The organism is Aquihabitans sp. McL0605, assembly GCF_049993875.1.
In the GTDB taxonomy this organism is placed as follows: Bacteria; Actinomycetota; Acidimicrobiia; order Acidimicrobiales; family Iamiaceae; genus Aquihabitans.
This window is the reverse complement of the sequence record NZ_CP188252.1, coordinates 307,630-332,456: the sequence shown is the minus strand read 5'-3', so window position 1 is coordinate 332,456 and position 24,827 is coordinate 307,630. Positions and strand designations below refer to the sequence as shown.

Genomic DNA, 24,827 nt, shown 5'->3' with positions numbered 1-24,827 from the left:
GACTTTTGCCATGACCGACGTCGTGGTGATCACGGGCCTGTCTGGGGCCGGCCGGTCCACGGCGGCCGACGTGCTCGAGGACCAGGGCTGGTTCGTCATCGACAACATGCCGGTCGCCCTCATGCCCAAGGTGGCCGAGCTGGCCAACGTGCCGTCGTCGGAGACCGACCGGATCGCGTTCGTCGCCGGCTGGAACACCGAGCCGGTCGCCCTGAACCAGATGCTCGACGACCTCCGCGCCCCCGGGTCCCGGGTCCGGATGGTGTTCCTCGACGCCAGCACCGACGTGCTGATCCGCCGCTACGAGAGCACCCGGCGGCGCCACCCGATCGGCACGGGCGACCTGCTGGGCGGGGCCATCGAGCAGGAGCGCCTGGCCCTCGAGCCGCTGCGCGCCTCGGCCGACGTCGTGGTCGACACCAGCGACCTCAACGTCCACCAGCTGCGCGACCGCATCACCGAGCTGTTCGGCGACGACGACCGGGCACCGGGCATGCAGGTCACCGTCACGTCCTTCGGCTTCAAGCACGGCCTCCCCAGCGACGTCGACATGGTCCTCGACTGCCGCTTCCTGCCCAACCCCCACTGGGTCGAGGAGCTCCGCCCCCAGACCGGCACCGACGAGCCGGTCCGCGACTACGTGCTCGGCTCGGATCTGGCCCAGGCCTTCCTCGCCCGGGTCGACGGCCTGCTCGACGTGCTGCTCCCGGCCTTCGAGCAGGAGGGCAAGGCCTACCTCACGCTGGCGTTCGGCTGCACCGGTGGCCGCCACCGGTCGGTCGCCATCTCCGAGGAGGTCGCCCGCCGGCTCCGGGCCCGGGGCCTGGCCCCGGGCGTCCTCCACCGAGACATCGCCAAGGGCAGCTGACCGGTGGGCGCACCCCACGGTCCTGGCGCGCCCCGCGCCGGGGATCCCGCCCCGGGCACCGAGGTGGGCCCGACCGCAGGCTCGACCGCGGGTTCGAGTGCCACCGGCCCGGCGGTGGTCGCCGTCGGTGGCGGCCACGGCCTCTCAGCATCGCTGCGAGCCGTCCGCCGCTACGCCGGCTCGATCACCGCGGTGGTGTCGGTCGCCGACGACGGCGGCTCCTCGGGGCGGCTGCGAGCGGAGATGCCCGAGCTCCCCGCGCCGGGCGACGTCCGCACGTGCCTGGCCGCGCTGGCGGCCGACGGCAGCCCGTTCGCCCGGATCCTCGAGCACCGCTTCGACGATGGTGACCTGGAGGGCCACGCGCTCGGCAACCTGATCCTCGCCGCCCTGGCCCACGAGCTCGGATCGTTCGCCGCCGCGGTCGACGAGGTGGGGGCGCGCGTCGGGGCGGTGGGCCGGGTGCTCCCCGCCACCGTGGGCCCCGTGGCGCTGGAGGCGCTGGTCGCACCCCGTGGGGAGGGGCCTCCCGCCGACGGGCCGTCGGGGCCGGCGACCCGCGTGGTCGGGCAGGTCGCGGTGCAGAACGCGTCGGGCGTCTACCAGGTGCGGCTGCGGCCCGACGACGCGTCGTCCTCGCCCGACGTGGGGGCGGCCATCGAGGCGGCCGACCAGGTGATCCTCGGACCGGGCTCGTTGTTCACCAGCGTCCTGGCGGCCGCCATCGTGCCCGCCGTCCACCGGGCGCTGCGCGCCACGGGCGCCCAGCGCATCTACGTGGCCAACCTCGCTCCGGAGCTCCCCGAGACGGCGGGGTTCACGGTGGCCGACGAGGTGCGCGTCCTGGCCGAGCACGGGGTCGAGGTCGACGTCGTCGTGGTCGATGAACAGCGGGTGGTCGGCCGGCGCGACGACGGGATCTGCTGGGTGCAGGCGCCCGTCGCCGACGATCGCTCGCTGGTGCACCACCCCGAGCGCCTGGCCGCCGTGCTGGCCGCGCTGGCGCCCACCTCGGCGCCGCCGCCGGTCTGACGAGGCGTCAGGTCGGTCGGGGCCTCCGTCGTTCGGGCTGGGTGGGCCCCAATCGGGTCGGATAGGTTCGAGGTCACAGAGGGCGCCAGTGATCGGGTCGCTCGACCCGCCGCGCCGGACCACCAGAGAGGTTGCATCACCCATGACCATCCGCGTCGGCATCAACGGGTTCGGGCGAATCGGCCGGAACTTCTTCCGGGCCGTGAAGGAGCAGGGGGCCGACATCGACTTCGTCGCCGCCAACGACCTGGGCTCGGTGGCCACCATGGCCCACCTGCTCAAGAACGACTCGGTCATGGGCCGGTTCGACGGCGAGGTCAAGGAGCACGCCGACGGCATCGAGGTCGACGGCGACGTCATCAAGATCCTCGCCGAGCGCGATCCGGCCAACCTGCCCTGGGCCGACCTCGGCGTCGACGTCGTGATCGAGTCCACCGGCTTCTTCACCTCCAAGGAGAAGGCCATCGCCCACGTCGAGGCCGGTGCACCCCGCGTGATCATCTCGGCTCCCGCCACCAACGCCGACGCCACCTTCGTGGTCGGCGTCAACGACGACACGTTCGACGCCGCGAACCACATCGTGGTCTCCAACGCCTCGTGCACCACCAACTGCTTCGTGCCGATGATCAAGGTCCTCGACGACGCCTTCGGCGTCGAGAAGGGGCTCATGAACACCATCCACGCCTACACGGGCGACCAGCAGCTGGTCGACGGCCCGCACTCCGACCTGCGCCGGGCCCGCGCCGCGGCCGTCAACATCGTCCCCACCTCCACGGGTGCGGCCCGGGCCACCGGCCTGGTGCTGCAGTCGATGCAGGGCAAGCTCGACGGCACGTCGCTGCGGGTGCCGATCCCGGTCGGCTCCATCACCGACTTCACCGGGCTGCTCAAGACCGAGGTCACCGTCGACGAGGTCAACCAGGCCTTCGCTGCGGCCGCGGCCGACGGGCGCCTCAAGGGCATCCTCAAGTACTCCGAGGAGCCGCTGGTCTCGTCCGACATCGTCGGCACGCCGTACTCGGTGACCTTCGACTCGGGCCTCACCATGGCCATGGGCAACCTGGTCAAGATCCTCGGCTGGTACGACAACGAGTGGGGCTACTCCAACCGCCTCGTCGACCTGGCCAAGATCGTCGGCGCAGCCAACAAGTAAGCGGACGGGCGGCAACCGATGATCAACGGCGTTCCCCAGCTCGAGGACCTCGGCGACGTCGCCGGCAAGCGGGTCCTGGTGCGGTGCGACTTCAACGTGCCGATCCGCGACGGCGTCATCGCCGACGACCTCCGCATCCGGGCCGCGCTGCCCACGCTGCGGTGGTTGCAGGAGCAGGGGGCCACGGTCACGGCGTGCAGCCACCTGGGCCGCCCCAAGGGCGAGCCCGACCCGAAGTACTCGATGGATCCGGTGCGGGCTCGGCTCGCCGAGCTCGCACCGGGCGTCGAGCTGCTGGAGAACCTGCGCTTCGACGCGGGGGAGACCAGCAACGACCCGGCGTTCGTGGCCAAGCTGACCGCCGGCCAGGATGCCTACGTCAACGACGCATTCGGGGCCTCGCACCGGTCGCACGCCTCGATCGTGGGCCCGCCGCTGACGCTGCCGTCCGCCGCCGGCCGCCTCCTGGAGAAGGAGGTCGAGGTGCTCCTCGGGCTCCGCAACGACCCTCGTCGCCCCTTCATCGCCATCCTCGGCGGCTCCAAGGTCTCCGACAAGCTCGGCGTGATCAACGCCCTGCTCGAGGTGTGCGACGGCCTGGTGATCGGCGGCGGCATGTGCTTCACCTTCCTCGCGGCGATGGGCCACCAGGTGGGCTCCTCGCTGCTCGAGGAGGACCAGATCGACACCTGCAAGGAGCTGCTCGACAGCGGTGCGGTCATCCACCTGCCGTCCGACATCACGGCCCTCGGCCCGGGCGGCAAGATCGGTGACCCGTCCGCCGGGGGAGAGGTGCGGCAGTTCGGCCGCAACCTGCCCGACGGCTGGATGGGACTCGACATCGGTCCCGGCACGGCCGCCGAGTTCTCCGACATCATCGCCGAGGCCCGCCAGGTCCTCTGGAACGGCCCGATGGGCGTGTTCGAGGATCCGCGCTTCGAAGCCGGCACCCGGACGGTGGCCGAGGCCGTCGCCGACAACCGGGGCTTCACGGTCATCGGTGGGGGCGACAGCGCCGCCGCCGCCGCCCAGTTCGGCCTGGCCGACCGGATCGATCACGTCTCCACCGGAGGCGGTGCCTCCCTCGAGCTCATCGAGCAGGGCGACCTCCCCGGCCTCGCTGCCCTCCGCGGCGCCCCCAACGCCACCGCCTGAACCACCTTCTGGTCGATCTTCCCCCTCACGGGTGGAACATCGACCAGCACACCCCAGCGCAGCCCGGCAACCCATCGCTTGTGGTCGATCTTCCACCTCCTAGGTGGAAGATCGACCAGAGAACCAGAGGAGCCCTCCATGGCCAAGTCCACCCGCACGCCGCTCATCTCGGGCAACTGGAAGATGCACCACAACCACTTCGAGGCCATCCAGACGGTCCAGAAGCTGGCGTACCTCCTGCACAAGGACGACTACGAGGTGGTCGACGTCTCGGTGCACCCGCCGTTCACCGACATCCGCTCGGTCCAGACCGTGCTCGAGGCCGACGACACGCCCATCTCGATCGGGGCCCAGCACTGCTACATCGAGGAGAAGGGGGCGTTCACCGGTGAGGTGTCGCCGGCGATGCTGGCCAAGCTCAACGTGGAGTACGTGATCGCCGGGCACTCCGAGCGGCGGGAGATCTTCGGCGAGACCGACGACCTCATCAACAAGAAGGTGCAGGCCATCTTGAAGTGGGGGATGACCCCGATCCTCTGCTGCGGCGAGACGCTCGAGGAGCGAGAGGCCGGTGGCACCGACGAGAAGGTGTCGGGCCAGGTGCGCGCCGGGCTCGCCGGGCTGACCCCGGAGCAGGTCGGCGGCTTGGTCATCGCGTACGAGCCGATCTGGGCGATCGGCACCGGGCGCACCGCCACGGCCGACGATGCCCAGGCCACCTGCAAGGTGGTGCGCGACGTCGTGGCCGAGGTCGCCGGAGCCGACGCGGCGGCGTCGGTGCGCATCCAGTACGGCGGCTCGGTGAAGCCCTCGAACGCCGCGGAGCTGATGGCTCAGCCCGACATCGATGGCGCGCTGGTGGGCGGAGCCTCGCTCGTCGCCGAAGATTTCGCGGGAATCGTGCAGTTTCGTCAGAACTCCTGACGCTCCGTCAGGCCACCGCGTCGCTGCAGGTCAGGGGCATCGCGGGGCCCCGGCGGACCGAACGCAGACCATCATGTGAACAGATTCACGAAACGTGCGTTTCACACGGGGTCCGCAAACGTGTTGTTATGGTCGACTTCTGGTGAACGCAGGGTGACCTGTGTCACCGGAATCTCCCCAACCTCAACTGGGGAGGTGCCGGCCCAAAGCCGCTCCTCCCTGCTCCCTGACATGGAGGCACGTGTATGGCAAGGCGAACGTTCCGAACTGGTGTAGTGGCCGGTGCTCTGGCCCTGGCGCTCCTCGCTGCTGGCTGCGGCGACTCGAAGGAGAACTCGAAGTCGACCACCACCAACGCTGGTTCCAAGACCGCAGGCGAGCTCGGCAAGACCGACTGCGGCACCCTGAAGTACGACAAGAATGCGCCGAGCGGTGGAACCTTCACCGACTACGCCTACCTCTCCGACTCCGGCACCAACACCAGCTTCGACCCTGGCGTGGTGCAGACGCTGTCTGAGTCGCAGATCACCACGGGCCTCTACGACGGCCTGACCGACTTCGACTTCAGCAACAAGTGCAACCCCGTCCTCAAGGGTGCGGTCGCCTCGAAGTGGACCGCCAACGACGACGCCACCGAGTACACCTTCGACATCAAGAAGGACCAGGTGTTCTCCGACGGCACGCCCGTGCTGCCCTCCAGCTTCAAGGCTGGCTGGGAGCGGGCCGGCTCGGCTGAGCTCGCCTCGGCCTACGGCTACCTCATCGACTACGTCAAGGGCGGTGCCGACCTCCAGTCCGGCAAGGTCAAGACGCTTCCCGCGATCGTGGCCGACGACACCGGCATGACCCTCAAGGTCACGCTCGACAAGCCCAACGCCGACTTCCCGTCGATCGTCAGCCACCCGTTCTTCTCCCCGGTCGACAAGGCCGACCTGGCGAAGATCGGCAACACGACCGGCTGGGGCACCAAGGGCCTCACCGTCGGCAACGGCCCCTTCAAGCTCCAGACCGCGAACGACCAAGAGGTCGTGCTGGTCCCGAACGACAAGTGGGCCGGCAACGTGTACGGCGACACCAAGGTGAAGGTCGACAAGCTGGTCTTCAAGCAGACCGTCGACGTCGAGACCGCCTACCAGGCGTTCGAGGCCGGCGAGGGCGATGACGCCCCCGTCCCGTCCGGCAAGTACCAGGACGCCCTCGCGGCGTACCCGAACAACTCGATCACCGACCCGAACCTCGGCTCGTACTACTTCGACTTCGGTGAGGACGACCCGCAGCTCGGTGGCACCGACAACGTGAAGCTCCGGCAGGCGATCTCGCTCGCGATCGACCGGAACGAGCTCAACACCAAGGTGTACGAAGAGACCCGCACCGTGTCCACCGGCCTCGTCCCTCCCGGCACCCCCGGGTACAAGGAAGGCCTCTGCGACTTCTGCAAGCTCGACGTGACCAAGGCCAAGCAGCTCTACAAGGAGTGGCAGGACGCCGGCAACAAGCTGACCAAGCCCATCAAGATCAACTTCAACGAGGGCGGCAGCCACGGTGACGTCGCCACGATCATCCAGGCCAACCTGAAGGACAACCTGGGCATCGACGCCGAGCTCGGCAGCGTTGCTGAGGACTACTTCAAGGTCGTCGCCGAACCGGGTGGCTGCAACTTCTGCCGCTCCGGCTGGTACGCCGACTACCCGACCTACGGCAACTTCATGGTCGACCTGTTCTCGAAGGCCTCCATCGGGGGCAACAACTTCGGTCGCTTCAACGATCCGAAGTTCGAGGACCTGATCGCCAAGGCCCAGGCCGAGACCGATGACACCAAGCGTGGAGAGCTCTACAACCAGGCAGAGTCCTACATGCTCAACGACCAGACGGCCGCCGTGCCGCTGGTCTGGTACACGGGCAGCCAGGTGTTCCGCGACACCGTCAAGAACTTCGATCAGCCGCCGCTCGGCATCATGCTGTGGGAGCGGATCTCAGCTGGTAGCTGAGCCAATCCGGTAGTTGACGCGGAGGGGGTCGGGCCCACGGGCCCGGCCCCCTCTTGTCGCCCCAGCCCTGCCCGGCCATTGCCGGTACCGTGTCCTGACTGATTCAAGCGATCCGAGGCCCTGATGGGTTCGTTCCTCCTGCGTCGCACCCTCCAGTTGCTCTTCGTGCTCTGGGGCAGTGCCACCCTGCTCTTCTTGCTCTTCAACGCGCTGCCCACCAACCCCGCTGAGCGCTTCGCCTCGGGTGGTGGGAACCGTGCGCCCGACCCCCAGGTGGTCCACAACCTGGAGGTCAAGTTCGGCATCGACAAGCCGGTGCCCACCCAGTACGTCAACTACATGAAGGGGCTCCTCCACGGAGACCTCGGCACGTCGTACGTCACCAAGGAACCGGTGACCGACATCGTCAAGGAGAAGCTCCCTCCGAGCCTCCGCCTGGCGTTCTGGGCCATCGTCGTCGAGTCGGTGGTCGGCATCGCGGCCGGTGCCCTCTCGGCCCGGAAGCGAAATTCTGCCGGCGACTGGATCACCACCATCACGGCGGTGGTGCTGAGCGCCATCCCCGTGTTCGTGCTCGCCTACCTGATCAAGCAGGTGACCGGCGTGTACGCGTACCAGCACGCCTGGCCGTCGTGGGCGTCGTTCCCGACCATCGGGTACGGGCCCGACAAGTACGTCCTCGGCGTCATCCCCGTCGACGGCACGTGGAAGTACCTGGTGCAGCCGGTGTTCGTGCTGGCGTCGGTGGGCACCGCCATCCTCGCCCGCATCACCCGCACCTCGATGCTCGAGACCATGCGCCTCGACCACGTGCGCACGGCCCGGGCCAAGGGCCTCACCGAGAAGAAGGTGATGAACCGCCACGTGCGCCGCAACGCCATGATCCCGGTGGTCACCGTGATCGGCATCGACTTCGGCACCCTGGTCGGCGCCGCCATCCTCACCGAGACCGTGTTCAACCTGCCCGGGCTCGGGAGCCAGATCGTGGCGTCGGCCAAGGCGTTCGACGCCCCGGTGGTGCTCGGCCTCACGCTGGTGGTCACCCTCGTGTACGGCCTCGCCACCATGGCGGTCGACATCTCCTATGCGTACTTCGATCCCCGAGTGAAGTTGGGAGACGACTGATGTCCGATCTGTTGGCCGCACCCGGCCCCAGCGCATCGAACCCCGACGTCAACGCGTCTCTGAGCGAGGTCGGCCCCAGCCGGTCCCTCGCCAGCGATGCCTGGCGCCGCTTCCGCCGCAACAAGCTCGCCATGTTCGGGCTGGTGCTGGTGATCGTCCTCGCCCTCGTGTCGCTCATCGGCCCGTTCGTGGTGCAGGACCCGCTGAACACCAGCGGCATCGCCAAGGAAGCACCCACCAACCAGCACCTGTTCGGCACCGACCAGCTCGGTCGCGACGTGCTGGCCCGCGTGGTCTACGGCATCCGGCTGTCGCTGTTCATCGGCATCGTCGTGACCCTGATCGAGACCTTCATCGGCATCCTCGTGGGTGCGGTGGCCGGATGGCGCCGGGGCTGGGTCGACAGCGTCCTCATGCGCATCGTCGACATCCTCCTCGGCATCCCGTACCTGGTGCTCGCCCTGGCGATGGTGACCATCATCGGAAAGGGCGTCACCGCGGTGATCCTGACCCTCGCGCTCACGGCCTGGCTGCAGACCGCCCGCAACGTGCGGGCCGGGTTCCTCCAGGCCCGCGAGACGGAGTACGTCGAAGCGGCCAAGGCGGTCGGCGTCTCGTCGAAGCGGATCATGTTCCGCCACATCCTGCCCAACGTGTTCCAGCCCGTGGTGGTGCTCGCTGCGGTCGGCGTCGGCAGCGCCATCCTGGCGGAGGCGGCGTTGAGCTTCCTCGGCGTCGGGGTCAAGAAGCCGGCACCCTCGCTCGGCCTGATGATCTCGGAGTCGCAGTCGTCGTTCAACTCGGCGCCCCACCTGCTGATCTTCCCCGGCGTGGCGATCGCCCTGACCGTGCTCGGCTTCTTGCTCGTGGGCGACGGCCTGCGAGATGCGCTCGACGTGAAGGACACCTGATGACCGACGACTTCACGACCCCCGATCCCACCGCCGGCGAGCCCATCGAGGCGGCCGAGCCGGTCGCGCCGCCCGCCGCCCAGCCCCCGGCCGAGAAAAAGGTCGAGGTCATCCCGGCGTCGGCCGACGTCGCGCTCCAGGGCCCGGCCCTCGAAGACCCCGATCTGCTCGCCGCCGACGAGGGCCCCGCGCCGGAGATCTCCGCGATCAGCCACGGCGACGGTGACCCCACCCTGAACCCGCCGATCCTCGAGGTCAGCGGCCTCACCGTCGACTTCCGGACCGACGACGGCACCGTCCAGGCGGTGCGCGGCGTCGACTTCGCGGTGTCGGCCGGTGAGGTGCTCGCCATCGTGGGCGAGTCGGGCTCCGGCAAGTCGGTCACGGCCATGAGCATCCTCAAGCTGCTGCCGCCGTCGGCCACCGTCGGCGGCGCCGTCCGCTGGCACGGCGAAGACCTGCTCGCCGCCTCCGACGAGCGCATGCGCAAGGTCCGCGGCGCCGAGATCGCCATGATCTTCCAGGACCCGCTGACCGCGCTGAACCCCGTCTACCGGGTCGGCCACCAGATCGTCGAGGCCATCCAGGTCCACGAGAAGCTGTCGAAGAAGGCGGCCCGGGTCCGCGCCATCGAGATGCTCGACCTCGTGGGCATCCCCCAGGCGAACAAGCGCGTCGACCAGTACACGCACGAGTTCTCCGGCGGCATGCGTCAGCGGGCGATGATCGCCATGGCCCTGTCGTGCAACCCGAAGCTGATCATCGCCGACGAGCCCACCACCGCCCTCGACGTCACCGTCCAGGCCCAGGTGCTCGAGGTGCTCGCCGACCTGGCCCACCGCCTGTCGGTCGCCGTGGTCCTGATCACCCACGACCTCGGGGTCGTGGCCGGGATGGCCGACCACATCAGCGTGATGTACGCCGGGCGCGTGGTGGAGGCCGGTGGGGTCGACGCCACGTTCGACTCCACGTCGCACCCCTACACGGCCGGGCTGCTGGCGTCGCTGCCGCGGCTGCACGGCGACATCGATCAGCCGCTGGTGCCCATCGGCGGCCAGCCGCCCTCGATGCTGCACCCGCCCGCGGGCTGCTCGTTCCACCCCCGATGCCTCTTCGCCAAGGAGGAGGCCGGCTGCATGACGGTCATGCCCGAGATGACGCGGCAACCCGGTGGCCAGCTGTCGGCGTGCCACCGCGCCGGCGAGCTGCTGGCTGCGGGCAACCTGGTCCGACGAGTGGAGGTCGAGTCGTGAGCCACCTGATCGAGGCCATCGACGTGGTCAAGGAGTTCCGAGGCCCCCGCCGAGACCCGCTGGGCATGCGCCACCTCACGGTGCACGCGGTCGACGGCGTGTCGTTCACCCTCGACCGGGGCGAGACGCTCGGCGTGGTGGGGGAGTCGGGCTGCGGCAAGTCCACCCTCGGCCGCGTGGTCATGCGGCTGCTGCCGGCCACCGCCGGCCAGGTGCTGCTCGACGGCGAGGACACCGCGCTGCTCGAGAAGCAGGACAAGAAGGCGTTCCGCCGCCGGATGCAGATGGTCTTCCAGGACCCGTACGCCTCGCTCAACCCGCGCATGACGGTGGGCGAGGTGCTGGCCGAGCCGTTCCTGGTCCACGACAAGATCCGTCGCTCCGATGCGCAGGACGAGGTGGCCGAGCTGCTCCAGGTGGTCGGGCTGTCGCCCGAGCACGCCAGCCGGTACCCGCACGAGTTCTCCGGCGGCCAGCGCCAGCGCGTCGGCATCGCCCGGGCCCTTGCGCTCAACCCCGACGTGGTGGTGCTCGACGAGCCCGTGTCCGCGCTCGACGTGTCGATCCAGGCCGGCGTCGTCAACCTGCTCAAGCGCCTGCAGGACGAGCGGGGGATGGCGTACTTCTTCATCGCCCACGACCTGTCGGTGGTGAAGCACATCTCCGACCGGGTGGCGGTGATGTACCTGGGCAAGATCGTCGAGATCGGCACCCGCAACACCATCTACGGCGAGGCCCGGCACCCGTACACGCGGGCGCTCATGTCGGCGGTGCCGATCCCCGACCCCGCGATGGAGCGCCGCCGCAAGCGGATCATCCTCGAGGGTGACGTGCCCAGCCCCATCAACCCGCCCAGCGGCTGCCACTTCCGCACCCGCTGCTGGAAGGCCACCGAGCTGTGCGCCGAGGTGGAGCCGGAGCTCACCGGCGACGCCGAGCACTCGTTCGCCTGCCACCACCCGGTGGAGACCCCCGTCCTGCTCGGATCGGCCTCCACGGCGCCCTGATCAGCGGTGATCCGGCCCTGATTCGGGCACGGCGCTGCATCCGGCTACCATGACACGGCCCTTGGCGACAGGGGCATGCTCTCAGAGAGGTTCGCCTTGCTCACCTATTTCCTCGTCGGACTGCACGTGGTCGACTCGTTGGGTCTCCTGCTGCTCGTGCTGCTGCACAGCGGCAAGGGCGGCGGTCTCTCGGACATGTTCGGTGGCGGCATGGGCGCGGCGGCGCAGGGCTCCACCATGGTGGAGAAGAACCTCGATCGGCTCACGGTGATCGCCGCGCTGCTGTTCACGTTCACCACGTTGGCGCTGGGCCTCTTCTTGTCCACGCCGAGCTGATCACGAGCATTCGGGCTTCCTGGTCGACCCCCTCGGTCGGCTAGGGTTCTCCTCCGGCCGGGTTCGCCCGACCAGCCACGCACTGGTGGCGGAATTGGCAGACGCGCCAGCTTGAGGGGCTGGTGTCCTTAGGGACGTGGGGGTTCAAGTCCCCCCCAGTGCACCAGACCTGACCAGCGGAAACGCTGGTCAGTCGTCTTTTTGGGGTGAGGTCGATCGGGGTTCGCGATCAGCGCGGCGGACCTCCTCGACGTGCGCAGCCGCGGTGGCGGCGGCTTCCTCGGACGCGGCTCCCTGCTGGCGGGCCGCCAGGTACGGGGCGTACCAGTCCCACCAGTGGTGGGGCGGGGAGGCCTTCTCGTAGGGATCGTGGTGCTCGGCCGTCTCCTCCAGGAGCGCGGCGAGCGCATCGACGCCCACGGCTCGGCGTCCCGGGAGCCGGGTCGTGATCTCCTGGAGGACCCAGCCGTTGCCATCGGGATCGCTGTAGGAGGCGAACGATCCGTAGGAGGTCCTCTCGGGTGCCGGGCCCGGCACCCGGCCCTTGGTCCCGGCGTGGTGGAACACCCCGCCCGCGTCGTGGAACACCTCGCTCACCTCGACGCCGCGGCGGACGAGATCGTTGCGGACCGCCTCGAGGTCGGACACGACGAGCATCAGGTCCCGCACCCCGCCGGGGACGGCGGAGGTGAGGTCGGAACCGAAGATGATCGAGCACGCCGAACCGGGCGGCGTCAGCTGCACCACGCGGAAGCCATCGTCGCCGGCCACGTCGGCATCGAGCCGGTACCCGAGGGTCGAGTGGTAGAAGGCCTTGGCCCGATCGACGTCGGTGACGGGGAGGACCACGACCTCCAGCCGCAGGTCGAACGCGGGCCCGTCGGCGGCGCCGGTGCTGTCGTCGGTCGTGTCGGTGCCGCTCATGGCGTCCTCCTGGGTGGCCCGGGGTCGGCAGCCAGGTTCGCGCCGATCGTCCGGCTGTGCTCGCTGGGCTCGGCGGCCTACCGTGGCGGGGACCGATGCGATCAGGAGGTCGGTCGTTCCGGGTGCTGCAGTTCCCCGCCTCGACACGGTGTCGATCGACGCCCCGATCCGCAGGCGCTCGCCGGTTCTACGGCGCCTGCTCGAGTGGCGGGCGGCGCCCGGCGATGGACGGTGGTGCTACGGCGCTCTACCCGATCGCTTGAAGGTGGCGACGAACCGGCCGATGCGGGTCGGTTCCTTGGAGTAGCGGGAGACGGCCGTTCCCCCGCTGACGACCCAGTCCCAGACCTGGGTGCCGACGAGCACGCCGACGGCCACGGCGAAGATCGACCCTGCGGTGAGCCGGAGGTCGGCGCTGGGGGAGGTGCCATCGGAGGTGGCCCAGCTCGTGAGACCGATGAGTCCCAAGGCACCGGGGACGAGGAGCCAGAAGCCCGGGAGGAACGACGCTTGTCGGGGCACCATGGTGGGCAGCCGGGCCAGGAGCGAGGCGGCCAGCACGAGGACGACGGCGCCGGTGAAGGCGCCCATGTGGCTTCCCCACAGTGCATTGCCGCTCAGCTGGGCTGCCCAGGCCGCGTAGAGCACGATCAACAGCCCGGTCATCGCGCCCTTGGGTGCGGAGTTGGTCAGGGCCACTCCGAGCGCGAACAGGCCGACCCCGAGCCATGGTGCCCACGGGCCGAGGAGGTGGGACGACCCGGAGAGCGCCTGGGTGGTGGATACGCCGGCAACCTCGGTTCCGGCGAGGATCCCGAACGCGAGCAGAGCGAGCGACATGATGCCGGACACGAGGCGGCTGGCTCCGGACACCAGCTGGCCCGAGCCGAGCTCGAGGACAGCCGCGGTCAGCGTGGCGCCGGGGAGGAACACGATCAGCGACGCGACGATCGGCCGGATGCCGGTGTCGATCAGCCCGGCCCGGGTCGCGAAGCCGCTGACGGCGGCCACCAGGAAGGCGGCGAGCACCGGAAGCAGCACTCGCAGGGGCGGGCGGGGCCGCACCAGCGGCTGGAGTGCTCCGACGAGCAGGCCGAGCACGGCGGCAGCGGTGACCTCGTGCCGAGATGGACGAAGGACCAGGCACAACCCGGCGCTCAGGACCGCGTACCCGATGATGCTCACCATCGTGCCGAACCGTGGCGGTTGGTCCTCGATCTCGGCGAGCTGGGCCAGGGCGCGGGGGATGTCCACCTCGCCGCGCTCGGCGCGGGCACAGAGGCGCTCGAGGGCGACGATCTGGTCCAGCCGGTGGGAGTCGGCACCCATCGGCGTGACCTCCAGCGTCGTTGGCTCGCCGTCCGAGAGGGCGATCATGACGAACGTGGGGAACGCGCTGACACGGATGCTCGTGGTGCCGTAGGCGCGAGCGATGCGCTCGACGCGGCGTTGCACGTCGTCGACGGTCAGTCCGCTGGTGTTCAGGGCCGCAGCGACCCGCAGCAGGAAGAGGCCGAGGTCGCCGGGCTCATGTTGGCTGTCTGCCACGGCCCTTCCTCACTCCGGTGTCTCGGCAGCGATGGCCTCGAGGCCCCACCTACCTCAGTCGCGGCGCACCATAACAGCGCCGTGGTGAGCTGGCTGGACCGCTGAGCCTCGGACGGTGCCGGGCGGCCCTACCTGCGGGGGATGTCACGACCACCCGCACTGGTGGGTCTACTGTCACGGAGAGTGCAGGGGACACCACCAGGAGCGGGAGCGGACATGGCAGTGGCAACAGCGTCGATCGGCGACGACCAGATCAGAGCCGACCTGAGATCGTTCGGGAAGGTCTGGTGGCTGTTCCTCGTCACCGGGATCCTCTGGCTCTTCGTGGGCTTCGCCATCTTGAGCTTCGACCTCACGTCGGTCGTGCTCATCAGCATCGGGTTCTCCGTGGTGCTGTTCCTGGCCGGTATCGAAGAAGCGGTCCACGCCACCCTGATGGAGGGCTGGCGCTGGCTCCACGGGCTCCTCGCCGTCCTGTTCATCCTGGGCGGTGTCTTCGCCATCGCCTACCCCGGCCAGACGTTCCGGACCCTGGCGATCCTCATCGCCTGGTTCCTCCTCATCAAGGGGACGGCGCTCATCTGCGTCTCCCTCGCCTCCCACGGGATGCCGTGGTGGTGGCTGGGTCTGATCATCGGCGGCATCGACCTCCTGATCGCCCTGTGGGCGATCGGCTACCCCGGACGCTCCGCGGTGCTCCTCGTGCTGTGGGCCGGCATCGCCGCCCTCGCCCGAGGGCTGGCCGACATCGTCATGGCCTTCCAGGTCCGTCAACTGAAGAAGGAGGTCGCGGCATGACCCGTCGAACGATCAGCGTGACCGTGGTGGCGGGCATCAGCCTCCTCCTCCTGCTCACCGGATGCGCCGGCGTGCGCAGCGAGCGCCAGGGCAAGGACGTCGGCAAGGCCATCTGCGACCTGCGCGACGTCGACAACAAGGACGACGCCCAGAAGCAGATCGCCAAGATCAACGAGGACCTGAAGGACGCTCGGCGCATCACCGGCGTCGATGTCAACCAGGACCTGCGGGCCATCGACCAGCAGCTCAGCGATCTTGCCGAGCACGCCGCCCAGGGGAACGGCAACCTCACCCAACAGGACCTTGCGGTCATCCGCCGGAACCTGGACCAGGCGATCTCGAGCACGTCCGACAACGTCCAGCGGTACTACCAGGGCGTCCGCGAAGGCCTCGACACCTGCTACGACAACTGACGGATGGCCCGGCGACCCAGCTCGGCCGCGAGGCTGGTCTGGGTTCCCCATATGGCGAAAAGCCAGTTGGGGAAGGCGTCCACGATGGGGCCCAAGGTCGAGGAGGACCAGTAGCCGTCGTGCACCGTTCCGCGGGCGTTCACTTTGCATTTCGGAGGCCGCTCAACCTGGTCCTTCTTTCCGCGATGAGCGGCGGTCAGACGGCGGCGGAGGTGTCAGCCGACCAGTGCGGCATCGAGGTCGCGCCGCAAATGCCGAGCACATCCTCGGATCGTGTCGCAGCATGGACGCGGGGCTGCGGGGCACGGAGTATGGTCCGAAACCGACGAGCGGTCGTCGTCAACCGAGGGGCAGGTCTTGGCAGTCGTTGCGGTGAATGATCAGGTTGTCCAGGCCTGGTATGGGATGGATGCAGACGAGGTCTGCCAGCAGCTCGGCGTCGATCCTGCGGTCGGCCTGAGCGACGCGGAGGTCTTGGAGCGGCGGGCCCAGCACGGCTCGAACAAGCTCGCCGAGGAGGCGAAGGAACCGAGCTGGAAGGCGTTCGCACGCCAGTACAAGGACCTGATGCAGCTGGTGCTGCTGGGCACGGCGGTGGTCAGCATCATCGCCCTCCAGGACGTGTCCACGGGGCTGGTCATCATCGGCCTCACCGTGCTGAACGCGGTCATGGGGCTCAACCAGGAGGGCAAGGCCGCGGAGAGCGTGGCCGCCCTCCGGCAGATGCTGATCATGACGGCGAGCGTCCGGCGGGGCGGTCAGATCGTGGAGGTCCCCGCCGAGGAGCTGGTGCCCGGGGACATCGTCGGCTTCGAGGCCGGCGACAAGGTCGCCGCCGACGGGCGCATCCTCGTCGCGGCCACGCTCGAGATCGAGGAGGCTGGGCTCACCGGCGAGAGCACCCCGGTGTCGAAGGCGATCGGAGCCGTCGAGGGCGACAACATCCCGCTGGGCGACCGCCTCGACATGGCCTACATGAACTCGCAGGTCACCCGAGGCCGCGGCGAGATGGTGGTCACCGCCACGGGCATGGCCACCGAGGTCGGCCACATCTCCGGGATGCTGAGCGGCGTCGAGCAGGAGAAGACGCCCCTCACCAAGCAGCTCGACCAGCTCACCGTCATCATCACCACGCTGGCGGCCGCCGCCCTGGTGCTCATCGTGGTGCTCGGGCTCATCCGCGGCGATTCGTTCGATGAGCTCTTCCTGGTGGGCATCAGCCTGGCCGTGTCGGCCATCCCGACCGGCCTTCCGGCCGTCGTCACCATGCTCCTGTCCGCGGGCACGCAGCAGCTGGCCGCCGAGGGCGCCATCGTCAAGCGGCTGCGCTCGGTGGAGACGCTCGGGTCCACCTCGGCCATCTGCTCCGACAAGACCGGCACCCTGACGCTCAACCAGATGACCGCCCGGCAGCTGATCATCGCCGGGCGGCGCTTCAGCGTCGATGGCGAGGGGTACTCCACGGTCGGCCAGATCATGCACACGGCAGGGGAGGGATCGGGATCGCTCGACCCGTTCATGCTCCCGATGGCGCTGGCGAACGACGCGGTGATCCGCGACGGCGCCTGCATCGGCGACCCCACCGAGGGCGCGCTCGTGGTCCTGGCCGCCAAGGGCGGGCTGGACGTGGAGGAGACCCGGCGCACCATGCCGCGGGTCGCCGAGGTGCCGTTCGACAGCGACTACAAGTTCATGGCCACCTTCCACGACGTCGAGGTCGACGGCCGGCCGATGGTCCGGTGCTTCGTCAAGGGTGCCCCCGACGTGCTGCTGGCCCGCTCCACCGGGTTCCTCGACGCCGATGGGACGCCGGCCGCGATGGCCGAAGCCGATCTGGCCAAGGTCCTCACCGAGAACGACCGGTTGGCCAGCGAGGGCCTCCGCGTGCTGGCGGTCGCCCGCCGCGACTTCGAGCCGGCCACGGTCGCCGAGCTCGAGGAGCACCTCGCCCTGGTGCAGGACCTCGAGCTGCTCGCCCTGGTGGGCATCGTGGATCCGCCTCGCAAGGAGGCCAAGGACGCCATCGCGCTGTGCAAGGACGCCGGCATCCGCGTGCGCATGATCACCGGCGACCACGCCACCACCGCCGCCGCCATCGCCGCGCAGCTGGGCATCGAGGGCCGGGCGCTCACCGGTGCCGAGTTCGCCGCCATGAGCGACGACGAGCTGCGCGCCGAGCTCGACGGGATCGGGGTGGTGGCCCGCGTCGCCCCCGAGGACAAGGTGCGACTGGTCAGCACGCTCAAGGCCGAGGGGAACATCGTCGCCATGACGGGCGACGGCGTGAACGACGCCCCGGCGCTCACCCGGGCCGACATCGGGGTGGCCATGGGGATCACTGGCACCGAGGTCACCAAGGACGCGGCCGAGATGATCCTCACCGACGACAACTTCGCCACCATCGTGAAGGCGGTGGAGCGCGGTCGGGGCCTCTACGACAACCTGATGAAGTACATCCGGATCCAGATGATCATGCTGACCGGGTTCATCCTCACCTTCGTCGGTGCCGGCATCTTCACCATCGCCAACGGCACCCCGCTGCTGCCCCTGCAGATCCTCTGGATCAACTTCGCGGTCGACGTGGTGCTGGCGTTCGGGCTCGGGTTCGACGCGCCGACGCCGGGGCTGATGAGCCGCACGCCGCGGTCGCCGGATGACCCGGTCATCCCCCGGGCACTCGGTGCCCGGCTGGCGTTCGGCGGGCTCCTCGTCGCCATCGGGACCTTGGTCGCGGTGAACTGGGCGGAGGATCGCCACGGGCTGCTGGTGGCCACGACGATGGGCCTCGTCACCACGTCCCTGCTGCACATCGCAGCCTCGATCGAGTGGCGCGACCCGGTGCACAGCGCGTTCAACCGCAGCACCGTGGCCAACGGGCGGTTCAACGTGCTGATCCTGGCGGCCCTGGGGCTCACGCTGGTGGCCACGTCGCTCGGGGTGCTCCAGCGGATCCTCGGGACGACCGACCTCACCGGCGACCAGTGGCGGGTGTGCCTGATCATCGTGGCCGCCTACGTGGTGCTGGCCGAGGTCGGCAAGGTCCTGGCCCGGCGGTTCGCTCCCGCCTCTGCGATCGTCGGCGGCCCGTGAAGGCCCGTCGCCCGTTCCCCTCAGGAGGACGAACCGATGCCTGACGACCAGGTGCTGAGCACCGAAGCGGCCGACGTCGAGCCGGACGACCTCGTCTCCGACGGGGGCGCCGGTGACGGCGGAGCCCCGCCTGCCGACGCCGACGACGGCGGCCCGAAGCAGGTCCGGTTCCCCACGGCGCTGACGGTGCTGGCGATCGTGCTCGGCGTGGTGTGGATCGCCTCGTTCTTCATCCCCTCGGGGACCTACAAGGTCGATCCCGAGACCGGCGGCCCGGTGCCGGGCAGCTACCACGAGCTGCCTGCGTGCAAGAACGTCGAGGAGGGCACGATCTGCGTCGACAAGTCGGTCGGCGCCCAGTTCAAGCTGCTGTGGCGGGCGCCTCCGAACGGCCTCTACGGCATCCAGAGCGCGACCACCCAGTACGTCAGCCCCGATGAGGAGGGGTTCCTCTACGGCTCGGCGCAGATCTTCTTCTTCGTGCTCGCGGTCGGTGCCTTCATCACCGTGACGATGAAGACCGGCGCCATCGAGACCGGCATCGGCCGGCTCGCCAAGCGGTTCTCCAAGACCCCGATCGTGCTGATCGTGGTCCTGATGGCGATCTTCGCCCTGGGAGGTACGTCCTACGGGATGTGGGAGGAGACCCTCGGCTTCTTCGCGCTCCTCGTGCCCCTGGTGCTGGCGCTGGGCTACGACCGGATGGTGGCGGTGTCGATCATCTTCCTCGGCGCGGGCACCGGCGTGCTCTGCTCGACGGTCAACCCCTTCGCCACCGGCGTCGCCTCCGACGCGGCCGGCATCGGCCTGAGCGACGGCCTCGGCCTCCGGGTGATCATGCTCGTCGTGCTGGTGCCGCTGGCCGCGGCCTACGTGATCCGGTACGCGCACAAGGTCCACGCCGACCCGGCGAGCTCGTTGGTGGCCGGCGACCTGCCGCCCGGAGAGGACGCTGCGTTCCTCAAGGACGCCGATGTCGAGGTGCCCGAGCTCACGGGTCGTCAGAAGGCCGTCCTCGTGGTCTTCTTCGGGGCGTTCCTGATGATGATCTACGGGTTCATCCCGTGGAACGACCTGTGGGACACCTTCTTCTCGAAGAAGTTCCCGCTGCCCACGTTCGGGAGCTTCTACTTCACGGAAGCCTCGATGCTGTTCCTGGTGGGTGCGGTGGTGATCGGCCTCATCGCCAAGTTCGGGGAGAAGAAGACGGTCGACACGATCGTGGCCGGCGCCGCCGACTTCCTGGGCGCGGCCCTGGTGATCGTGGCCGCCCGCGGGATCACCGTGGTGATGAAGAACACCTACATCACCGACACCGTCCTGCACTGGATGGAGGACGCGGTCAAGGGCTCCACGGCCGCCAAGTTCTCGGCCGTCGCCTTCCTCGTGAACATCCCGATCGCCTTCTTGGTGCCGTCGTCGTCGGGCCACGCCGCGCTCGTCATGCCCATCCTCGCCCCGCTCGCCGACTTCGCCGGGGTGCAGCGCTCGATGACGGTCACCGGCTTCCAGTCGGCGTCGGGCTTCGTCAACCTGCTCACCCCGACCTCCGCGGTGGTCATGGGCGGCCTGACCCTCGCGAAGGTCCGCTACGACCGCTACCTGCGGTTCCTGGCCCCGTTCCTCGCCGTCGTCTTCGTGCTCGTGATGATCGCCATGGTCGTCGGCGCCAACTTCTACGCCACCTAGGAGCCCAAGCGTGCAACCCGTCCCCCGTCCATCGAACTCACCAGTGGAGCTGCGCCGATGAGGATCGTCGTCGCCCTCGGCGGCAACGCCCTGCTCCGCCGCGGCGAGCCCATGACCGTCGAGAACCAGCGGGCCAACGTCGCCGTCGCGTGCGAGCAGCTGGCCCCGCTGGCCGTCGAGCACGACCTGGTGATCTCCCACGGCAACGGCCCGCAGGTGGGTCTCCTCGCGCTCGAAGGTGCGGCCTACAAGGAGGTGCCGACCTACCCGCTCGACGTGCTCGGCGCCGAGTCGCAGGGGATGATCGGCTACCTGCTCGAGCTCGAGCTCGCCAACCGGCTGCCCGCCGACCACCCGGTCATGGCGATGCTCACGATGATCGAGGTCGATCCGGCGGATCCGGCCTTCGACGAGCCCACCAAGCCGATCGGTCCGATCTACGACCCGGCCGATGTCGCCGCCCTCGCCGTCGAGCGCGGGTGGACCTTCCGGGCCGACGGTGAGCACCAGCGCCGGGTGGTCGCCTCGCCGGCCCCCAAGCACATCTACGAGCTGGACCAGATCGCCGCGCTGCTCGGCACCGGGTGCTCGGTGATCTGCGCCGGCGGGGGAGGGATCCCGGTGGCCCGGGATCGCAACGGCCGGCTCTACGGCGTGGAGGCGGTCATCGACAAGGACCACGCCAGCGCCCTGCTCGCCCGCCAGCTCGAGGCCGACCTCTTCGTCATGGCCACCGACGCCGATGCGGCGTACACCGGCTGGGGCACCCCCGAGCAGGCGCCGATCCGGCGGGCCGATCCCGACACGCTCCTGATCGAGCACGGCAGCGAGTTCGCCGCGGGATCCATGCTCCCCAAGGTCACCGCGGCGTGCGACTTCGCCCGCCTGACCGGCCAGCGGGCCGTGATCGGCCAACTCGCAGACATCGAAGAGCTGGTGGCCGGGACCGCCGGCACCAGCATCACCAACCAGGAGGATTGAACATGCCGTTGGGCGTCCATTCAGAGGTCGGCAAGCTCCGCAAGGTCATGGTCCACCGTCCGGGCCTCGAGCACGCGCGGCTGACTCCGTCGAACGCCGAGGACCTCCTCTTCGACGACGTCATCTGGGTGGCGAAGGCCAAGCAGGAGCACGACGCGTTCGCGGAGGTCATGCGCGAGCGCGGCGTCGAGGTCTTCGAGGTGGAGACCCTGCTGGCCGAGGCGCTCGCCGACCCGGCGGCCCGGGCCTGGGTCAGCGACCACGTGCTCAACGAGCGCCAGGTCGGGATCGGCGCGTCCGACCGGGCACGCGAGTGGGTGGACACGGCATCGCCGGTCGACGTGGCCGACTTCCTCATCGGTGGCATCACCCGCGCCGACGTCGAGCAGGACCTCGGCCTCGTGTGGGAGGCCGCCGACCCCACGGCGATGCTGCTCCCGCCGCTGCCCAACTTCCTCTTCCAGCGCGACCCGTCGTGCTGGATCTTCGACGGCGTCACCATCAACCCGATGACCAAGCCGGCCCGCAAGCCCGAGTCGATGCTCGTCGAGGCCGTCTACACGTTCCACCCCCTGTTCAAGGACGAGGACTTCAACGTCTGGCTCGGCGGCGCGGATGAGGACTGGGGCCGGTGCCACGTCGAGGGCGGCGACGTGCAGCCCATCGGCAACGGCACCGTCATGATCGGCATGGGCGAGCGCACCAGCCCGCAGGCCGTGCTGATCATCGCCCGCGAGCTGTTCCGGAAGGGATCGGCGAAGCAGGTGCTGGCGGTGAGCCTGCCGAAGTCGCGCAGCTACATGCACCTCGACACGGTCATCACGATGTGCGACCGCGATCTCGTCACGCTGTTCCCCAACGTGGTCTGGGGCGCGCGCACCTGGACGATCCGTCCGGGCGACAGCCCCGAGGACCTGGTCGTCGAGGAGTTCGACGGCACGCTGGTCGACGCCATGGGCGCTGCGCTCGAGGTGAAGGAGATGCGGGTCGTCGAGACCGGTGGCGACTCGTTCGGCGCCGAGCGCGAGCAGTGGGACGACGGCAACAACGTGGTGGCGCTCGAGCCCGGCGTGGTCGTGGCCTACGAGCGCAACACCGGGAGCAACACCGCCCTGCGCAAGGCCGGCATCGAGGTCATCACCATCGAGGGCTTCGAGCTCGGCAAGGGCCGAGGCGGCGGCCACTGCATGACCTGCCCACTCGAGCGCGACGCCTGACCCGAGCGCGACGCCTGACCCGAGCACCTACCCAGAGAGACGACACACCAGATGGCCCTGAACCTCCACAACCGCTCCTTCCTCAAGGAGATCGACTTCTCGCCCAAGGAGATGCGCTTCCTGCTGCAGCTCGCCGGCGACCTGAAGACGGCGAAGTACGCCGGCACCGAGAGCCGGTCCCTCGCCGGCAAGGAGATCGCCCTCATCTTCGAGAAGACGTCGACGCGCACCCGCTGCGCGTTCGAGGTCGCCGCCCACGACCAGGGCGCCACCGTCACCTACCTCGATCCGAGCGGCTCGCAGCTCGGGCACAAGGAGTCGATCGCCGACACCGCCCGGGTGCTCGGGCGCATGTTCGACGCCATCGAGTTCCGCGGCAGCGCCCAGACCGATGTGGAGGAGCTCTCCGCCTACGCCGGCGTCCCCGTCTACAACGGCCTCACCAACGAGTGGCACCCCACCCAGATGCTCGCCGACTTCCTCACCATGCACGAGGCCTCGTACAAGCCGTACGAGGAGATCACCTACGCCTACCTGGGTGACTGCCGGTACAACATGGGTCGATCGCTGCTGATCATGGGCGCGCTGATGGGCTCCGACGTGCGCCTGTGCGGCCCGACCTCGCTGCAGCCGCCGGCCGATGTGGTGGCCCTCGCCAACGACCTGGCCGCCACCACGGGCGCCCGCATCACCATCACCGACGATCCGGCCGAGGCGGTGGCGGGCGCCGACTTCATCCACACCGACGTCTGGGTGTCGATGGGCGAGGACAAGAGCGTCTGGCTCGAGCGCGTCGAGCTGCTGCGCTCGTACCAGATCAACGCGGCGCTGATGGCGTCCACCGGGAACCCCCGCACGAAGTTCATGCACTGCCTCCCGGCGTTCCACGACAGCAACACGGTGGTGGGCGCCGAGATCATGGGGGAGACCAACATGCCCGAGGGCATCGAGGTCACCAACGAGGTGTTCGAGTCGGCCGCCAGCATCGTGTTCGACCAGGCGGAGAACCGCCTCCACACCATCAAGGCGGTCCTGGTGGCCACCCTTGGAGGGTGATCCTCCGGTGACGGACGCGGCGCCGGCGCCGGGGGGTACCCTCGGTGTCCGGCAGGCCGCGTTCATCGGCGTCGGTGCCATGGTCGGCGCCGGGATCTTCTCGTTGCTGGGAGCAGCTGGTGAGGTGGCTGGATCCGCGGTGTGGATCTCGTTCCTCCTCGCCGGCGTCATCGCCATGCTGCAGGGGTACTCGTTCGCCAAGTTCGGCGCGCGCTACCCGTCGGCCGGCGGCCTCCTCGAGTACGTCATCCGCGGCTTCGGCGACGGGCACGCCACCGGCGTCATGGCCTGGCTCATCTACGCCGTCAACGCCATCATCACCGCCATGGTCGCCGTCTCGTTCGGCTCGTACGCCAGCGAGGCGATCGCCGGCGGGAGCGAGGTGTGGCTCAAGGTGTTCGCGGTGGGCGTCGTGGCGGCGATGACGCTGCTCAACGTGGTCGGTTCGGAGGCCGTGGCCCGGGTCCAGACCCTGGTGGTGGTCATCGTCATCGGGATCCTGTCGGTGTTCGCCGTGGTCACGCTGGCCAACGCGCAGGCCCACCTCCTCGCCCCATCGGGCTACCCGCCCTTCAAGGACATCGTGTCCGGCGTGGCCCTCACCTTCTTCGCCTTCCTCGGCTTCGGCGTCATCACGTTCACGGCCAAGGACCTCCGCGACCCCCGTCGCGACCTGCCCCGAGCCATGTACCTCGCCCTCGGCATCGCCACGGTGATCTACCTCGCGGTCTCGCTGGGCGTGTTCGGCACGCTCACCGTCCAGCAGGTGATCGACTCGGGCGGCACGGCCCTCGCGGTGGCGGCCGAGCCCACGCTGGGACGAGCCGGGTACTGGATGATGAGCATCACCGCCCTGTTCGCCACCGCCGGGGCCACCAACGCAGGCCTGTACCCGGCGACGGGACTGTGCGATCAGATGGCCGCGGTGGGTCAGTTCCCTCCGGCGATGGCCCGACGGGTGGGCGATCGGCTCTCGGTCGGCCTCCTCGGCACGGCGGTGGTGGCGATGGTGCTCGCGGCGCTGGCCGACCTGAGCTCGATCGCCTCGATCGGCAGCGCGGTGGCCCTCATGGTCTTCACGCTCATCACCGCCTCGCACCTGCGGGTCCGCTCCGAGACGGGGGCCAACCCGGTCGTGCTCGTCGTCGCCCTGGTCGCGACGGGAACCGTCCTGGTCACCTTCGCCGTCACCACGCTCGTGCACGAGCCGGCGACCCTGTGGCTGCTCGCGGGCATCGTGGGCCTCAGCGCGCTCGGTGATGTGTGGTGGAAGCGGAAGCGGCCGGCCGCCGCGGCCGATCCGTCTCCCTAGCGCGGTGCGCAAGACCGTGGTTCGCTGAACGAGGACAGGAGACCGGT

The 24,827-nt window shown here is 69.4% G+C and carries 21 protein-coding genes and 1 tRNA gene; 20 read left to right on the top strand and 2 right to left on the bottom strand.

Annotated features, from left to right (window positions below):
• Window positions 1-10: 10 nt before the first annotated feature.
• The 12 genes from rapZ (at window position 11) to ACPPVX_RS01450 (ending at window position 11,918) form a co-directional block, all read left to right on the top strand.
• Window positions 11-868: an RNase adapter RapZ gene (gene rapZ, locus ACPPVX_RS01505; RefSeq protein ID WP_426573113.1), complete on the top strand. Its 858-nt coding sequence runs from the start codon at window positions 11-13 to the stop codon at window positions 866-868.
• A gap of 114 nt (window positions 869-982) precedes the next feature.
• Window positions 983-1,900, top strand: a complete 918-nt coding sequence (locus tag ACPPVX_RS01500) for a gluconeogenesis factor YvcK family protein (protein ID WP_426573112.1) — start codon at window positions 983-985, stop codon at window positions 1,898-1,900.
• A gap of 142 nt (window positions 1,901-2,042) precedes the next feature.
• Entirely contained in the window at window positions 2,043-3,053 is a 1,011-nt protein-coding gene (gap, locus tag ACPPVX_RS01495; RefSeq protein WP_426573111.1) for a type I glyceraldehyde-3-phosphate dehydrogenase, read from the top strand.
• Between the two features lie 18 nt (window positions 3,054-3,071).
• Window positions 3,072-4,208: a phosphoglycerate kinase gene (locus tag ACPPVX_RS01490; protein WP_426573110.1), complete on the top strand. Its 1,137-nt coding sequence runs from the start codon at window positions 3,072-3,074 to the stop codon at window positions 4,206-4,208.
• A 138-nt stretch (window positions 4,209-4,346) separates the two neighbouring features.
• The gene (gene tpiA, locus ACPPVX_RS01485; RefSeq protein ID WP_426573109.1) at window positions 4,347-5,132 is read left to right on the top strand and encodes a triose-phosphate isomerase; all 786 of its coding nucleotides are present in this window, start codon (window positions 4,347-4,349) and stop codon (window positions 5,130-5,132) included.
• A gap of 275 nt (window positions 5,133-5,407) precedes the next feature.
• Complete coding sequence (locus ACPPVX_RS01480) at window positions 5,408-7,120, top strand: peptide ABC transporter substrate-binding protein (protein WP_426573108.1); 1,713 nt, start codon at window positions 5,408-5,410, stop codon at window positions 7,118-7,120.
• A 123-nt stretch (window positions 7,121-7,243) separates the two neighbouring features.
• Window positions 7,244-8,245 carry an ABC transporter permease gene (locus ACPPVX_RS01475; RefSeq protein ID WP_426573107.1) on the top strand — a complete coding sequence of 334 codons (1,002 nt, stop codon included), beginning with the start codon at window positions 7,244-7,246 and terminating at the stop codon, window positions 8,243-8,245.
• Entirely contained in the window at window positions 8,245-9,156 is a 912-nt protein-coding gene (locus tag ACPPVX_RS01470; protein WP_426573106.1) for an ABC transporter permease, read from the top strand. The genes ACPPVX_RS01475 and ACPPVX_RS01470 overlap by 1 nt, the downstream gene beginning before the upstream one ends.
• Before the next feature lie 233 nt (window positions 9,157-9,389).
• Entirely contained in the window at window positions 9,390-10,409 is a 1,020-nt protein-coding gene (locus ACPPVX_RS01465) for an ABC transporter ATP-binding protein (RefSeq protein WP_426574973.1), read from the top strand.
• Window positions 10,406-11,416, top strand: a complete 1,011-nt coding sequence (locus ACPPVX_RS01460; RefSeq protein ID WP_426573105.1) for an ABC transporter ATP-binding protein — start codon at window positions 10,406-10,408, stop codon at window positions 11,414-11,416. Before ACPPVX_RS01465 ends, ACPPVX_RS01460 begins: the two co-directional genes overlap by 4 nt.
• A gap of 75 nt (window positions 11,417-11,491) precedes the next feature.
• Window positions 11,492-11,752, top strand: a complete 261-nt coding sequence (gene secG / locus ACPPVX_RS01455) for a preprotein translocase subunit SecG (RefSeq protein WP_426573104.1) — start codon at window positions 11,492-11,494, stop codon at window positions 11,750-11,752.
• Between the two features lie 79 nt (window positions 11,753-11,831).
• Window positions 11,832-11,918 (top strand) — tRNA-Leu (locus ACPPVX_RS01450).
• 23 nt (window positions 11,919-11,941) lie between these two features.
• Here ACPPVX_RS01450 and ACPPVX_RS01445 read toward each other — a convergent pair.
• Both ACPPVX_RS01445 and ACPPVX_RS01440 read right to left on the bottom strand, forming a co-directional pair.
• On the bottom strand, window positions 11,942-12,676 hold the full coding sequence (locus ACPPVX_RS01445) for a VOC family protein (protein WP_426573103.1): 735 nt from the start codon (window positions 12,674-12,676) through the stop codon (window positions 11,942-11,944).
• 237 nt (window positions 12,677-12,913) lie between these two features.
• On the bottom strand, window positions 12,914-14,224 hold the full coding sequence (locus ACPPVX_RS01440; RefSeq protein ID WP_426573102.1) for a threonine/serine ThrE exporter family protein: 1,311 nt from the start codon (window positions 14,222-14,224) through the stop codon (window positions 12,914-12,916).
• 216 nt (window positions 14,225-14,440) lie between these two features.
• On the opposite strand from ACPPVX_RS01440, the gene ACPPVX_RS01435 reads away from it, so the two are divergent.
• The 8 genes from ACPPVX_RS01435 (at window position 14,441) to ACPPVX_RS01400 (ending at window position 24,780) form a co-directional block, all read left to right on the top strand.
• Entirely contained in the window at window positions 14,441-15,022 is a 582-nt protein-coding gene (locus ACPPVX_RS01435; protein WP_426573101.1) for an HdeD family acid-resistance protein, read from the top strand.
• Window positions 15,019-15,435, top strand: coding sequence for a hypothetical protein (locus tag ACPPVX_RS01430; RefSeq protein ID WP_426573100.1), 417 nt, complete (start codon window positions 15,019-15,021; stop codon window positions 15,433-15,435). Before ACPPVX_RS01435 ends, ACPPVX_RS01430 begins: the two co-directional genes overlap by 4 nt.
• Window positions 15,436-15,840: 405 nt before the next feature.
• Window positions 15,841-18,525, top strand: a complete 2,685-nt coding sequence (locus tag ACPPVX_RS01425) for a cation-translocating P-type ATPase (protein WP_426573099.1) — start codon at window positions 15,841-15,843, stop codon at window positions 18,523-18,525.
• A gap of 36 nt (window positions 18,526-18,561) precedes the next feature.
• Window positions 18,562-20,214 (top strand): YfcC family protein, encoded by a 1,653-nt coding sequence (locus tag ACPPVX_RS01420; protein ID WP_426573098.1) that lies wholly within the window; start codon window positions 18,562-18,564, stop codon window positions 20,212-20,214.
• 57 nt (window positions 20,215-20,271) lie between these two features.
• Window positions 20,272-21,195 carry a carbamate kinase gene (arcC, locus tag ACPPVX_RS01415; RefSeq protein ID WP_426573097.1) on the top strand — a complete coding sequence of 308 codons (924 nt, stop codon included), beginning with the start codon at window positions 20,272-20,274 and terminating at the stop codon, window positions 21,193-21,195.
• 2 nt (window positions 21,196-21,197) lie between these two features.
• Window positions 21,198-22,412 carry an arginine deiminase gene (locus tag ACPPVX_RS01410; protein ID WP_426573096.1) on the top strand — a complete coding sequence of 405 codons (1,215 nt, stop codon included), beginning with the start codon at window positions 21,198-21,200 and terminating at the stop codon, window positions 22,410-22,412.
• Window positions 22,413-22,463: 51 nt separating this feature from the next.
• Window positions 22,464-23,468, top strand: coding sequence for an ornithine carbamoyltransferase (argF, locus tag ACPPVX_RS01405; RefSeq protein ID WP_426573095.1), 1,005 nt, complete (start codon window positions 22,464-22,466; stop codon window positions 23,466-23,468).
• A 7-nt stretch (window positions 23,469-23,475) separates the two neighbouring features.
• A complete protein-coding gene (locus ACPPVX_RS01400) occupies window positions 23,476-24,780 on the top strand; it encodes an APC family permease (protein WP_426573094.1) in 1,305 nt (434 codons plus the stop codon).
• Window positions 24,781-24,827: the final 47 nt, after the last annotated feature.